The 12954-nt window shown below is 68.6% G+C and carries 12 protein-coding genes; 5 read left to right on the top strand and 7 right to left on the bottom strand.

Features of this window, described 5'->3' with window-relative positions; translation table 11 throughout:
- The first annotated feature begins 44 nt into the window (after positions 1–44).
- On the top strand, positions 45–1610 hold the full coding sequence (locus CFB35_RS29680; protein ID WP_060009129.1) for a methyl-accepting chemotaxis protein: 1566 nt from the start codon (positions 45–47) through the stop codon (positions 1608–1610).
- A 15-nt stretch (positions 1611–1625) separates the two neighbouring features.
- Here the strand turns inward: CFB35_RS29680 and CFB35_RS29675 are convergent, their stop codons facing one another.
- Genes CFB35_RS29675 through CFB35_RS29660 form a run of 4 tightly spaced genes read right to left on the bottom strand, consistent with a single transcriptional unit; the run spans position 1626 to position 7323 of the window.
- Positions 1626–2903 carry an MFS transporter gene (locus tag CFB35_RS29675; RefSeq protein WP_089465950.1) on the bottom strand — a complete coding sequence of 426 codons (1278 nt, stop codon included), beginning with the start codon at positions 2901–2903 and terminating at the stop codon, positions 1626–1628.
- Between the two features lie 28 nt (positions 2904–2931).
- On the bottom strand, positions 2932–5754 hold the full coding sequence (locus tag CFB35_RS29670) for a molybdopterin cofactor-binding domain-containing protein (protein ID WP_089465949.1): 2823 nt from the start codon (positions 5752–5754) through the stop codon (positions 2932–2934).
- Complete coding sequence (locus CFB35_RS29665; protein ID WP_089466022.1) at positions 5735–6589, bottom strand: xanthine dehydrogenase family protein subunit M; 855 nt, start codon at positions 6587–6589, stop codon at positions 5735–5737. Before CFB35_RS29665 ends, CFB35_RS29670 begins: the two co-directional genes overlap by 20 nt.
- Positions 6590–6645: 56 nt before the next feature.
- Positions 6646–7323 carry a TetR family transcriptional regulator gene (locus CFB35_RS29660; RefSeq protein WP_059579268.1) on the bottom strand — a complete coding sequence of 226 codons (678 nt, stop codon included), beginning with the start codon at positions 7321–7323 and terminating at the stop codon, positions 6646–6648.
- Positions 7324–7656: 333 nt separating this feature from the next.
- Between CFB35_RS29660 and CFB35_RS29655 the strand changes: the two genes are divergently transcribed.
- From CFB35_RS29655 to CFB35_RS29645, 3 genes are all read left to right on the top strand, one after another.
- A complete protein-coding gene (locus tag CFB35_RS29655) occupies positions 7657–9039 on the top strand; it encodes a sensor histidine kinase (RefSeq protein WP_089465948.1) in 1383 nt (460 codons plus the stop codon).
- 297 nt (positions 9040–9336) lie between these two features.
- Positions 9337–9726, top strand: a complete 390-nt coding sequence (locus CFB35_RS29650; RefSeq protein ID WP_059579260.1) for a BON domain-containing protein — start codon at positions 9337–9339, stop codon at positions 9724–9726.
- A 78-nt stretch (positions 9727–9804) separates the two neighbouring features.
- Complete coding sequence (locus CFB35_RS29645; RefSeq protein ID WP_060009116.1) at positions 9805–10272, top strand: DUF3331 domain-containing protein; 468 nt, start codon at positions 9805–9807, stop codon at positions 10270–10272.
- Positions 10273–10277: 5 nt separating this feature from the next.
- Here the strand turns inward: CFB35_RS29645 and CFB35_RS29640 are convergent, their stop codons facing one another.
- From CFB35_RS29640 to CFB35_RS29630, 3 genes are all read right to left on the bottom strand, one after another.
- Complete coding sequence (locus tag CFB35_RS29640; RefSeq protein WP_226094162.1) at positions 10278–10727, bottom strand: universal stress protein; 450 nt, start codon at positions 10725–10727, stop codon at positions 10278–10280.
- Positions 10728–10808: 81 nt separating this feature from the next.
- Positions 10809–11345, bottom strand: a complete 537-nt coding sequence (locus CFB35_RS29635; protein ID WP_059579252.1) for an RNA polymerase sigma factor — start codon at positions 11343–11345, stop codon at positions 10809–10811.
- Positions 11346–11441: 96 nt separating this feature from the next.
- Positions 11442–11672 (bottom strand): DUF4148 domain-containing protein, encoded by a 231-nt coding sequence (locus CFB35_RS29630; RefSeq protein WP_059638997.1) that lies wholly within the window; start codon positions 11670–11672, stop codon positions 11442–11444.
- A 480-nt stretch (positions 11673–12152) separates the two neighbouring features.
- Here CFB35_RS29630 and CFB35_RS29625 point away from each other — a divergent pair, with 480 nt between their 5' ends.
- Positions 12153–12824: a response regulator transcription factor gene (locus tag CFB35_RS29625; RefSeq protein ID WP_373453025.1), complete on the top strand. Its 672-nt coding sequence runs from the start codon at positions 12153–12155 to the stop codon at positions 12822–12824.
- Positions 12825–12954: the final 130 nt, after the last annotated feature.

The following is a 12954-nucleotide window of genomic DNA, read 5'->3' as shown; positions in this document are numbered from 1 at the left end:
TCACCTCCGCCGCTGGCCGTGCCGGGCCGGCTCAAGGGAACGTCATGCGAAAACAACTCACTATCCGTGGTGGCCTCCTCGCGACCATCGCCGGCTATACCGTGCTGCTCGTGCTGGTGGTCGGCGCCTGCATCGCGGCCCTCTACATGGGCAACGGCTCGCTCGAGGCGATGTATCGCGACGATACCGCGTCGCTGCTGCACCTGAAGACCAGCTCCGAGCGCATGCTCGTGCTGCGCGAACGCATGAGCGACGTTGCGCAGATCATCAGCGCCGGCCAGCCCGCGAAGGCCGAAGTCGCGCAGCTCCACACGCTGCTCAGGCAGAGCAACGACGAACTGGACGCGTACGCGCGTCTGCACGCGCGCGACGCCGGCGAACAGGCGCTGTTCGACACGCTGCAGACCCATCGTCGCGCACTGCTCGACCGCGTGTTCCTGAAGGCGCTGTCGCAGCTCGACGGCGACGACGCATTCAACTTTCTCGACACGCAGCGCACCGCGCCGCCCGCGCTGTTCGCGGCCTACCAGGCGGCGATCGACGCGCTCGAATCGTTCCAGGTCACGCGCCAGAAGGCGCGCTACGATGCGGCCGGCGTCAATTTCCACCGAATCGTGTGGGGGATGGGCGTGGTCGCGGTGCTGGCGCTCGTCGTCGGCTTCGTTGCGCAGCGCGTGCTTGCGAAAGCGATCATCGAGCCGATCAACCTCGCGGTCGATCAGTTCGAGAAAATCTCGAAAGGCGACCTGACCGGCGCGGTCGTCGTGCCGGGCGAGAACGAGATGGCGTATCTGCTGAACGCGCTGAAGCGGATGCAGGACGGCCTCGTCGATACCGTGAGCCAGGTGCGCGCGAGCACCGAGACGATCGTCGGCGACGTGCGCACGATCGCGAGCGGCAACGTCGACCTGTCCGCGCGCACCGAGCAGCAGGCCGTATCGCTGCAGCAGGCGGCCGCGAGCGTCGAGCAACTGACGGCGGCCGTGCGCCAGAACGCGGACAACGCGCGCGATGCGCGCACGTACGTCGAGGGCGCGGCCGGCATCGCGTCGCGCGGCGGCGAAGCGATGCAGCGCGTCGTCGAGACGATGTCCGAAATCTCGCAGAGCTCCACGCGCATCTCCGGCATCGTCGGCGTGATCGAGAGCATTGCGTTTCAGACGAACATTCTCGCGTTGAACGCCGCCGTCGAAGCCGCGCGCGCGGGCGAGCAGGGGCGCGGGTTCGCGGTCGTCGCGACCGAGGTGCGCGGGCTCGCGCAGCGCTGTGCCGCCGCGGCGAAGGAAATTCGCGAGCTGATCGGCCATTCCGCGCGACGCGTCGAAGACGGCAGCGGCCTCGTCGCGCTGGCCGGCTCGGCGATGGCCGAGCTCGTCGCGGCGGTCGAGCGCGTCAACGCGATCATGGGCGAAACCAGCCAGGCATTCGACGAGCAGTCGTCGGGCATCGAACAGGTGAACGCCGCGGTGATCCAGATGGAGCAGACGATGCAGCGCAATGCCGCGCTGGTCGAGGAGGCGGCGGCCGCGGCGCTGTCGCTCGACGAACAGGGCGCGCGGCTGAGCGCGGCGGTCGCGCAGTTCCGTCTGCGCGAAGCGGCGCTCGCGTGACGGGCCGCCCGGGACTCAAAGCGACCGGGCCTTCGTCTCCGGCAGCAGCAGCACCGCCAGCAGCACCACGCCATAGGCCGCGCCGGCGAAGATCGCGATCGCGGACGCGAGCCCCAGCGAATGGCTCAGCACGCCGACGAGGCTCGGAAACAGCGCGCCGATGCCGCGGCCGAAGTTGTACGTGAAGCTCTGCGCATTGCCGCGTACGGTCGACGGATACAGTTCCGTCAGGTATGCGCCGACCCCGCTGAAGATCCCGCAGGACGAGAAGCCCAGCGGAAAGCCAAGCCACAGCATCTGCGCATTCGAAAGCGGAAGCGTCAGGTACAGGCACACCGACGCGAGCGACAGCACCGAGAACAGCATGAAGTTGCGTCGGCGCCCCCACCAGTCGGACAGATACGCGCCGACGACATAGCCGCAGAACGACCCGACGACGATCACGAACAGGTACGCGCCGGTGTCGAGCACGGACAGGTGCCGCTCGATCTTCAGGAAGGCCGGCAGCCACGTGGACATCGCATAGAAACCACCCTGGATGCCGGTGCACAGCAGCGCGGCCAGCACGGTGCGGCGCGCGTGCGAACGCGAGAAGATCGTCCACACCGACGGCTGGCCCGCGCCTTGCCGGCGCGCGGCGTCGGCCTGCACGAACGCTTCCGGCTCCGCCACGTGCTTGCGCACATACAGCACGAGCAGCGCCGGCACGATGCCGACCCAGAACAGGCTGCGCCACGCGAGCGACTCGGGCAGCACCGAGAACGCGATGCCGTAGAGCACCGCCGCGCAGCCCCAGCCGACGGCCCAGCCGCTCTGCACGAGGCCGACCGCCTTGCCGCGATGGGCCGGTGCGACGGTCTCGCCGATCAGCACGGCGCCCACCGCCCATTCGCCGCCGAAGCCGAGTCCTTGCAGCGCGCGCAGCACGAAAATCTGTTCGAAGTCCTGCGCGAAGCCGATCGCGAGCGTGCAGACCGAGAACCACAGGATCGTGCCTTGCAATACCTTGACGCGCCCGTAGCGGTCCGCGAGGATGCCGGCGATCCACCCGCCCACCGACGAGAAGATCAGCGTCACGGTGCTCAACAGCCCGGCCTTGCCGCGATCGAGACCCCACAGGTCGATCAGCGAGGCCAGCACGAAACTGAACACCATGAAATCGAACGCATCGGTCGCCCAGCCGGCGAATGCGGCCTTGAAGGCGCGCTTGCCGGCCGGATCGAGTTCCGCGTACCAGGACGAGCGCCGTGCGGCGCCCAGCGATGCTTGATCGGCTTGTCTCGTTGTCGTCATCGTTCTTGTTCGCCAGGTAGGAACGCCGCTATCGAAGCGCGGCAACCGAGGTGCGGGCGGCGAGCGCGCGCAGCACGACGTCCGGCGTGGCGGGGGCTTCGCGGATGCGCACGCCGGTTGCATGATGAATCGCATTCAGGATGGCCGCCGCCGTCGGAACCAGCGCCGGCTCGCCGATGCCTTTCGCGCCGTACGGGCCGATAGCCGTCGGCGCCTCGATGAAGATCGACTGCACGTCGGGCATGTCGTGCACCGTCGGAATCACGTAGTCGTGCAGATTGTTGCCCTCGCCGGGGCGGTACTTCTCCATCAGCGCCATGCCGATGCCTTGCGCGACCGCGCCTTCGATCTGGCCTTCGAGCAGTGTCGGATTCACCATCCTGCCGACGTCGTGCGCGGCCACGACCTTCACCACGCGCACGCGCCCGCTGTCGCAATCAACCGCGACTTCCGCCATTTGCGCGCCGAACGCGTAGGTCGCGTACGGCGTGCCTTGCCCCGCCGCATCGAGCGACGTGGTGGGCGGATCGAAGCTTTCCTCGGCCGCGATCGCGTAGCCGTGCGCGTCGACCGGCAGCGCACGCAGATCGAGCGGACGGCCGTCGACGGCGATGCCGCACGCATCGGCCGAAATGCGCGCATCGGAAGCCGCGCCGGCGAACGCGAGCAGCCGGCGGCGCAGCATCGTGCCGGCGAGAAAGGCGGCGCGACCGGTGACGAGGGTCTGGCGCGACGCCGACGTGCGGCCGCAATCCGGCGACAGTGCGGTGTCCGGCCCGACGAAGTGCAGGCGGTCGACCGGCACGCCGAGTGCGTCGGCGGCGATTTGCGGAATGACGGTGTTCGCGCCCTGGCCGGCGTCCACCGCGCCCTGGTGCAGGACGATCGTGCCGTCGGGCCGGATGCCGAAGCGCACGGTCGACGGGTTCGGCAACGCGGTGTTGCCGCAGCCGTAGAAGAAGGCGGCCACGCCCACGCCGTGGCGCAGATGCCCCGGCGACGCCGCATTGAGCGTCGCGAGCCGCGCGTGTGCGTCGCGCCACGCGGGGCGCAGCGCATCGAGGCACGCGACGAGCCCCACGCTGTCGTCGAGCACCTGGCCCGTCGGCAGCGCGTCGCCGGGCCGCAGCGCGTTCATCGCGCGGAATTCGAGCGGATCGATGCCGGTCGCGAACGCGAGCTCGTCGATCAGCTGTTCCTGCGACATCGTCGTCTGCGGCACGCCGAAGCCGCGAAAGGCGCCGGCCGGCGTGACGTGGGTATGAATCGTGCGCGAGCGCGCCGTGTAGTGGGGAATCACGTACGGCCCCCCGGCATGCACGGGCACGCGGTTCGCGACGGCCGTTCCCCACGACGCGAACGCGCCGGTGTTGTAGTCGCCGTCGAACGTCACCGCGCGCAGCCGGCCGTCGGCATCGGCCGCCATGCTGGACGTGATGCGCGCCGGATGGCGCTTGGTCGACGTGGCCATCGATTCCTCGCGCGAGAACACCATCGCGACGGGCCGCCCGAGATGCCACGCCGCGATCGCGAGCAGCGGCTGGACCGTCATGTCCAGCTTGCCGCCGAAGCCGCCGCCGACCGCCGTCGCGACGACGCGCACCTGTTCGGGCGGGATCGCGAGAATGCGCGCGAGATCGGCGCGATGCGGATGCGGCGCTTGCGTCGACGAATGAATCTCGACGGTGTCGCCCACGCGTCTCGCCCAGCCGGCCTCCGGTTCGAGATACGCATGCTCGACGAAACTCGATGCGAACGTGGCCGTGACGACGTGGCGGGCGTCCCGTAACGCGCGCTCGGCATCGCCGCGGCGCACGAGCCCCTCGATCAGCACGTTGCCGGGGCGATCGGCGTGCAGTTGCGGGCTGTCGTCACGCCTCGCATCGTCGACCGCGAGAACCGGCTGCAGCGGTTCCCACCGCACCGGAAAGCGATCGAGGTCGAGCGCGGCGATCGCCGCGCGCTCGCCGACCACCAGCGCGACCGCTTCGAGATGGTGGCGCGCCTCGTGCTCCGCCAGCACGGGCTGGTCCGCATACGGGGTCGCGACGCCGTGCACGTTGAGGCCGGGCACGTCGGCGTGCGTGAGGACGCGATGCACGCCCGGATGCGCGTCGACGAATGCGGCGAGGTCGCCGAACGTGAAACGCGCGCGGTGATGCGGACAACGCACGGCGCGCAGGAACAGGCTGTCGGCCGGATACGCATCCGCGCCGAAGCGCTGGCTGCCGTCGACTTTCCCGGGGCCGTCGAGGCGCGTGAGCGGGACGCCGACGGACGGCCCTTCGGCCGGCGCGGGCGTCCGGCCGCGCGCGGCCGCCCCGCAGCCGACCTCGGTCACGGCATCGACGATCTTCTGGTAACCCGTGCAGCGGCACAGCACGCCGTCGATCGCGGCCCGCGCGCTCGCACGGTCGGTGACTTCGCCGGCGTCGATCGCGGCCGCCGCCGCGGTGAGCATGCCCGGCGTGCAAAAACCGCATTGCACCGCCTGATGGGCGAGCAACGCGTCCTGCAGGCGGCTGCCGCACCGCGTGCCGTCGGCCAGGCCTTCGACCGTGACGATGCGGCGCCCCGCGACCTGCGCGACGGGAATCAGGCACGCGTAGCGCGCCTCGCCGTCGACGATCACCGTGCAACTGCCGCAATCGCCCTGGCGGCACCCTTCCTTGGTGCCGAACTGGCGCAGGTCCGCGCGCAGGTGGTCGATCAGCCGCTGCGCGCGGTCTGCCGGCAGGCCGCGCCGCGTACCGTTGAGTTCGAACCAGTCCGGCTCGGGGCGAGCCGGAGCGCTGTCGTCCGCTGTCGTATCGCGTACGTCGGCAAGCGGGTCAGGCGGGGAGTGGGCCACGGGCGTTCTCCTCGATGCAGCATGTGAAGGCGCGCGACACGGCCAGCCGCGCGAGATGAAGGCGATGCACTGCCGTCGCGCGGCAGTCGTCGACCGGCGTCAGCTCCGCGAGCGGCGCCGCTGCGATCGTGTCGGCCAGGTCGTCGCACCGGCGGCCGGCCAGCGCGGCCTCGAGCGCCCGCATCCGGCGCGCGACGCCGGATGCGCCGCCCACGGCGACGGCCGCTGCCGCTATCGTGCCGGCGGCATCGACGCGCAGCCGCGCGGCAGCCGATACGACGGCGATCGCCGGGCCGTCGCGATTCGTGTATTTGATGAACGACGTGCGATCGTGCACGGGCGGTTGTACGAACAGCACGGCAACCAGCAGTTCGTCCGCATCGCGCGCGACCACGCGGTTGCCGAGCAGGAATTCGGCCAACGGCAAGCACCGCACGCCGCGCACGCTCGCCAGTTCGACGTGCGCGTCGAGCGCGAGCAGCGCGGGGATGCCGTCCGCGACCGGCGACGCGTGGCACACGTTTCCGCCGATCGTTCCCTGCACCCGAATCTGCCGCGGCCCGATGGTGGCGGCGGCTTCCGTGAGCGCCGTCGGCAGCCATGCCGTGCGCGCGATCGCGGCCCACGTGCTGGCCGCGCCGATCCGGACGACGTCGTCGCGCAGCGCGATGCCGTGCAGCGCGTCGATGCGGCTGACGTCCAGCCATGACGACCGGGCAGGCACGAGCGCGAGCTCCGCGAAGACGTCCGTGGCCCCGCACACGATGCGCGGCCGCGGTTCGGCGGCGAGCGCGCCGAGTACTTCGTCGAGGGTGTGGGCGCGAAGATAGTTCATCACGACGGTGTGGGAATCTTCATGATTACGCGCGCCGATCTCGGCACGCAACGCATTCAATCGCCGGTCGATGCATCCTTGCGGACGACCCGCAGCACGCTGTCGATCACGAACGCTTCCCAGCGGCGCATGGCATCCGGCGCGTTCAGTTCCTCGCCGAGGAATGCGGACAGCGTATAACGGTTCGACGTATAAAAATACGCGGCCGAAATGATCAGCAGGAATACGTCGCGCGCGTTCAACCCGCTGCGGAACAACCCCTGTTCGACACCGCTGTCGAGAATCCGTGTGACGATCTGCACCGCGTGCGACGAATATTCGCCGCGCCGCTCGAGCTTCGACAAGTGCTTGCCCTGGTGCAGGTTCTCGGTATTGAGCAGCGTGATGAAATCGGGATTGCGCCAATAGTAGTCCAGTTTGAAGCGGATCACGGACTTCAGCGCTTCGACGGGATCGGAAGGATCGGGCGCCATCCTGAGCTCCGCCTCGTCCATCCGCCGGTAGATGCCCTCGAGCACCGCGACGAACAGCCCCTCCTTGCTCCCATAGTAGTAGTAGATCATCCGGTCATAGGACTTCGCCAGCCTGGAAATCCGCTCCACGCTGCCGCCTTCGTAGCCGTAGCGCGCGAACACCTTGGTCGCCGCGCGCAGGATCTTGTCGCGGGTTTCCTGTGCCGCTGCCTCCCGGACACCGGTTCCGCGCACCGCCTTGCCTTTTGCTGCCTGAGTCATACCGTTCCTACACCGGCACGGCCGTATGGCCATGCCGCATGAAAATACCCGAGATGGCGGCATTCCTTGAATTTGATACAGGGAACGCTACATGAATGTGAGGATTCTACTGATCTCGCGAGCGGTGCGCAACAAAAGATAAATATCGATATAAATCAATGCTTTATCGTTGTGGTTTGGGGGTGGTTGGCCGCCGGACAACGCACCGGAAACGTATCTTCACATTTTTATTTCGAGAAAGTGCTGCTAACATTCGTTTGTGGAGTACTCACTACATGAAACATAGAATTCAGGTCGGACGAGGCCGAAATCCGGTACGCGGGAGATAGACGCATGAACAACGAACTCGACGATTCCTGCAGCGCTTTCGCTGCGCGGACGGTGTGGAAATCGGCCGCCGACGCGGCCGGTCCCGACATGAGCCCGGTCCTCGACGAACTGATGGGTCGATCGCTGCTCGCGCCGGACATGCACGTGTTGCGTCACGTGTCGCGCGCGATGGCCGACGAGGTGCCGCCGGCGGCGCGCATCGGCGCGCTGCTCGATGCCGCGATGCACGGCGCGGCGGCCACGTGGGGGGCGATCGCGGTCCTGCGCGAAGGCGGCTGGGAGCGGGCCGCCGACGCGACCGCGCCGAATGCGCCGCGCCGGGAGCGACCGCCGGCCGATCGACTGCCGGTTCCGATCGTCGCCGCCGCCGTGCACCTGCGCAACGGGCTCGTGCTGCGCGATGCCTGCGCGGCCGACCAATGGCGCACCGACGACTACGTGCGCCGGCGCAAGCCGCGCGCGGTGATCTGCGTGCCGATCCGATGCAACGGCGCATTGCTCGGTGCGCTGTATCTCGAACACGGCGACTTGCCGGGCATCTTCACGCCGGCGAAGGTCGCGCTCGTGGAGATGATCGCGCTGCACGCGGGGTTCGTCCTGGAGAACCTGCGGTTGCGCGACGAGCTTGCCGTGCAGCACGCGCGGCTGTCCACGATGGAAGCGGCGATGCGCGACGCACAGTCCGAGATGGATCGCGTCGGCCGGCTCACCGCGTACGGCGAGCTGGCGGCGTCGATCGTGCACGAGGTCGCGCAGCCGGTCACGGCGATCGACACGTCCGCGCGCGCCGGGCTGAACTGGCTCGATCGCGGCGTGCCGAATATCGACGCGGCCCGCGAGATGCTCGCGCACATCTGCGCATGCGCGGTGCGTGCGCGGACCATCATCAGCGCGTTGCGCGCGAAGGCGCGGCAGGCGGCGCCGGTGTTCGCCGAGTTCGATCTCGCGGATGCACTGCGCGAGACGGCCGACATCCTGGAAAGCACGCTCGACGCGATGAAGGTGCGTTTGCGGATCGACGGATGCGCGGCGCCGCTGCCGATGCACGGCGAACGCACGCAGTTGCAGCAGGCGATCATCAGCCTGCTGATGAACGGCGCCGAGTCCATGCTGCGCACGCCCGAGCACGAGCGTGTCATCGTACTGACGTGCGAGTCGGACCGGAACCGGGTGTGCATCCGGATCGACGATCGCGGCGACGGCTTCGATCCGCAGCTGGCCGCGCGTCTCTTCGAGCCGCTGTTCACCACGAAGCCGCACGGAATGGGCATGGGATTGTCGATCTGCAAATCCATCGTCGACGCGCATCACGGTCAGCTCGCGCTGACGCCGCGGCAGGACGGCGGAACGCGGGCAACGGTGACGCTTCCGCTGTTTCCGATGTGAGCGCGCCTGGTTCGACTGCGAGCGGATGCACATGAACGGACCGGATGCCTATACCAACGTATGCGATACCTCATGCCGATGCATCACCCCGAACACCTGCAGATGCTATGGAGCGCGTCGACGCATCCCCTTATGCTCGATCCACCGGTACACGGATCGCAACGGCGACGGTTCCGCGGCATGCGTCGTGCCCGATGCGCGAAGCTGCGCACGCGCGATCCGTTCGCATCGTGACGATGCAGGTCACCGGCACATGCGTAGTGGTCGACTCGATACCAGACATCCAAGGAATCCATCATGAAACTCCGACACATCGTCGTAACCGGCGGCCTGGCCGTCGTCCTGATCGCAGGCGTCAACCTGCGCGCGTTCGCCGACGAGCGGCTCGATACGGCCGGCGCGAACGCCGCGGTCACGTCGACGCCGGCGGCCGGCACGTCGAAGAAGGCGGTACGGGCAGCCAACCGCACGTTCTCGCGCACGGTCGAGAAGGCGTTGTACCGGACGAAGGGGCTGGAAGGCATGCCGATCGCGGTGTTCGGCAACGCGGCGACCGGACGCGTCACGCTGTCGGGCCAGATCACGAGCGAAGACCAGGATCGTCTGGCGGTGGAGGCGGCGCGCAAGGTGCGCGGCGTCACGTCGGTCAACAGCCGGCTCACGCTGCGCGAGGAAGGCGGCGCCTGAGCGACGCGCGGGCGCATCGCCGGCGGCATGCGTGCGCCCGCTTTCATACGACTGACCCGATCGGTGGGAGAAAGGGTGATGGCGACACTGCCTGAAGCAGACATCATGATTCGCACGTTGATCAATGTCCTCCATCCTTCGCTGGAGCAACGCGACGTGTGCCTGCAGGCGCAGCGCACGCGATACAAGTCGCGTCGCCTCGGCTTGCGCCTGGACGACGACGATCGCGCATTCGCGCGAGACGAGCCGCTTTCCGCGATCGCGGTGATCGAGCGCCTTTCGTCGTCGTTGATCAGCGTGTCATGGAGCGATGCGCGTTCGGGGCGATACACCGAGCAGATCTGGTGCAGGAGCCGCGCACGCGCGCCGGCGGTCTGCGCGTTGACGGGGCGCGCGATCGAGCGCGGTGACCGCGTGTTTCGTCCGCGCGCGAGCGATGTCTGCCTGAGTGCCAATCGGCAGCGCATGATCCTCGCCGCGACCATTGCGCCATGCAGCGACGCACCGGTGCACGACGCGGTCGAGAGGGTCGAGGCGGCCGCGTGACGGGCCTAGGCCGCATCGACCGTCACGACGATCAGGGACACGCCGCGAAGGCGCTCGGCCAGATCGAAATGGACGGGGCGCCCGCGCCACCAGCGCGCGATTCCGCTGCGGGCCCGGTGCCCGACGACGACGAGGTCGGCGCGCGTCGTCATCGCATGTGCGGCGACGGCATCGGCCGCACGTCCGAAGCGCACGAAGCCGCGCGCGACGATGCCGTCGTCGGCGAGCGTGCCGAGCGCGCGTTGCAGTTCGTCGCGGGCGAACTCCTCGAGACGACGGTGCGCGAGATCGCTGAGCAGCCCGGCCGACTGCGCGTTCGCGGTTGCCGGGTCGACCACGGCCACGACGTCGACCGCGGCGGACAGCGCGCGCGACAGCGCCGAACATCGCGCGAGCGCGGCCTGGGCCTCATCGGTTCCGTCATAGACGAGTAGCATCCTGGAGAGCGCTGACATGTGGGTTTCGAGTCGTGAAGGGTCGGGTGCCTCCGTCGTCGCGGAAGCGCTTGCCTACACTGAACACGCGACGCGCGCGGTTTATTCCGCGGCCGGTCGTGCAAGCCGCGCGTGCGCCGTGCCGGATGCATCGAGCGCGACGCGAATCGCTTTGCGCGCCCGCGATATCCGGCTCATGATGGTGCCGACCGGGACGTCCAGTGCGGCGGCGGCTTGCCGATAGCTGAGTCCGTCGATGCTCACGAGCAGCAGCGCGCTGCGCTGCGATGCCGGCAACCGCTCGACGGCGGCGAGGATCTGGCCGACGGCGACGCGCGTCTCGGATGCGGCGCGCGGATCGGCGACCGTCTCCGCCGCTGCGTGGCTCCATTCGAGCAGCAGGCGATCGCGATGATTGCGCCGGCGCAGTTCGTTGAGCCAGATCGAATGGATGATCGAGAAGACCCAGCTGACGGGCGATGTGCCGGCCCGCAACTGATGCGCGCGTTCGAGGGCGCGAAGGCAGGCGCGCTGCACGAGCTCGTCCGCGTCGTGTCGATTCGCGGTCAACCGCATCGCGAACGACCGCAGGCGCGGCAGCAGGTCGGGAAGCATCGTTGCAAGTTCGGTTCGCTTCATGGGAAGGCGGCGTGCCCGAAGTCGCGGGGGCAACGCGGTGACGGCGCGGATGCCGGCGGTGCGCGCCGGTACCCGGCCGGTTGGCAGGACGGGCGATCAATGCCCGGAATAGAGCTTCCTGAGCGCGTCGAGCTCGCCGTTCCGACGCGCGAGCGCGAGCTCGTGGCGGACTTCCGAGCGGGTCTTCGGCATCGCGGCGACGGGCGCCCATTGCGTGGCAGCCGGTGCGTCGTAACCGGCGGCGGCCGATTCGGCGGGGGACGCGGCGTACACCGATGCGGTGGTTGCAAGGGCGGCGAGCACGAAGGTGATTTTCGAGGCATTCATGTGAATCTCCTGGAGCGGGATGGATGGGAACGTCGTCGCGGCACCCGATGGCGACGCCCGAATGCGGCCGCCGCGTCGTGGTTGGCGTCAGGTGCCGCCGTGTGTGTATTGAGCGCCTGGCAGGTATCTCGCATGTGTCCGGTGCGCGCCGTTTTGCAAGGTCATGTATCGATGCGAAAACCCGATACATGCGGATACAGATGCGCGCGACGGCGGGCGCAAGCGGAGCGGGTCGGGCAGGCGCCGTTCGCGTTCGTCTGCGCGCTGGCGCCGCCGTACGCGCGAGTGCCGCGCGCGTGACGAAGTCGAGGCGGGGCATGAACCGCGGGTGCGCGGCCCGCGGTTGCCGCGGCGGAGGGCGGCTGGAATAATCCGCGGGGGGTGCGTGTTTTCAAGGGTGCCGCGCGCCGCGCGGCGTGCGTCGCGATGCCGTCGAACCGACCGCGGCCGCTCCAGCACATTCACAAGCGAAGAATTGCAATGCCCGAGATCAGAATGCCAAACGTGGCGCCTTCATCCGGAGACCAAAGCGGCCGTGTCGTCTACGTCGTCGACGACGACGAATTCGTGCGGGCCGCGTTGACCGGCCTGCTGCGCTCGATCGACCTGGAGGTGCACGCATTTGCGTCGACCGAAGCATTTCTCGCGGCGCCGAAGGGCAGCGGCCCGTCGTGCCTCGTGCTCGACGTGCGGTTGCGCGGGCAAAGCGGGATCGCGTTCCAGAAGTCGCTGGTCGAGAACGGCGGTCCGCAGATGCCGATCATCTTCATGACGGGGCACGGCGACATCGCGATGACGGTGAAGGCGATGAAGGCGGGCGCGGTGGATTTCCTGACCAAGCCGTTTCACGACCAGGAAATGATCGATGCAGTGGTGGCGGCGCTTGAGCGCGACGCGAAGCGCCTGGAGGCCAGCCAGTCGCTGCTCGACCTGCGCGCATGCTGGGAATCGCTGACGCCGCGCGAACGCGAGGTGCTGCAACACGTCGCGACGGGGCTGATGAACAAGCAGGTGGCGGGGAACATGGGCATTGCGGAGATCACGGCGAAGATCCATCGCGGCCAGGCGATGCGAAAGATGAAATGCCGTTCGGTCGCCGAACTGGTGCGCAAGATGAGTGCGCTCGGCATCGAGCTGCCCGCCGGCGATTAGCGTGAACCGGCCCGGGCCGAGCGCGGTCGGCGCAAGGTCGACCCATACGTAGATATGGTGGCGGCGCGGCAGCGCGCGGGTATGCTGGCGATCTGGATCGCAGTATGTGGGACGGGCCGGTCCGTTCCCC

It is taken from the genome of Burkholderia sp. AU16482 (assembly GCF_002223285.1).
Classification (GTDB): Bacteria; Pseudomonadota; Gammaproteobacteria; order Burkholderiales; family Burkholderiaceae; genus Burkholderia; species Burkholderia semiarida.
Note: the sequence above shows the minus strand (reverse complement) of the source record. Positions and strands in the feature narration are given on the sequence as shown.

Excerpts from the sequence above, each read along its gene's own strand:
- CFB35_RS29680 (WP_060009129.1), top strand. The coding sequence starts at position 45 with ATGCGAAAACAACTCACTATCCGTGGTGGCCTCCTCGCGACCATCGCC.
- CFB35_RS29675 (WP_089465950.1), bottom strand. The coding sequence starts at position 2,903 with ATGACGACAACGAGACAAGCCGATCAAGCATCGCTGGGCGCCGCACGG.
- CFB35_RS29665 (WP_089466022.1), bottom strand. The coding sequence starts at position 6,589 with ATGAACTATCTTCGCGCCCACACCCTCGACGAAGTACTCGGCGCGCTC.
- CFB35_RS29660 (WP_059579268.1), bottom strand. The coding sequence starts at position 7,323 with ATGACTCAGGCAGCAAAAGGCAAGGCGGTGCGCGGAACCGGTGTCCGG.
- CFB35_RS29655 (WP_089465948.1), top strand. The coding sequence starts at position 7,657 with ATGAACAACGAACTCGACGATTCCTGCAGCGCTTTCGCTGCGCGGACG.
- CFB35_RS29650 (WP_059579260.1), top strand. The coding sequence starts at position 9,337 with ATGAAACTCCGACACATCGTCGTAACCGGCGGCCTGGCCGTCGTCCTG.
- CFB35_RS29645 (WP_060009116.1), top strand. The coding sequence starts at position 9,805 with ATGGCGACACTGCCTGAAGCAGACATCATGATTCGCACGTTGATCAAT.
- CFB35_RS29640 (WP_226094162.1), bottom strand. The coding sequence starts at position 10,727 with ATGTCAGCGCTCTCCAGGATGCTACTCGTCTATGACGGAACCGATGAG.
- CFB35_RS29635 (WP_059579252.1), bottom strand. The coding sequence starts at position 11,345 with ATGAAGCGAACCGAACTTGCAACGATGCTTCCCGACCTGCTGCCGCGC.
- CFB35_RS29630 (WP_059638997.1), bottom strand. The coding sequence starts at position 11,672 with ATGAATGCCTCGAAAATCACCTTCGTGCTCGCCGCCCTTGCAACCACC.
- CFB35_RS29625 (WP_373453025.1), top strand. The coding sequence starts at position 12,153 with ATGCCCGAGATCAGAATGCCAAACGTGGCGCCTTCATCCGGAGACCAA.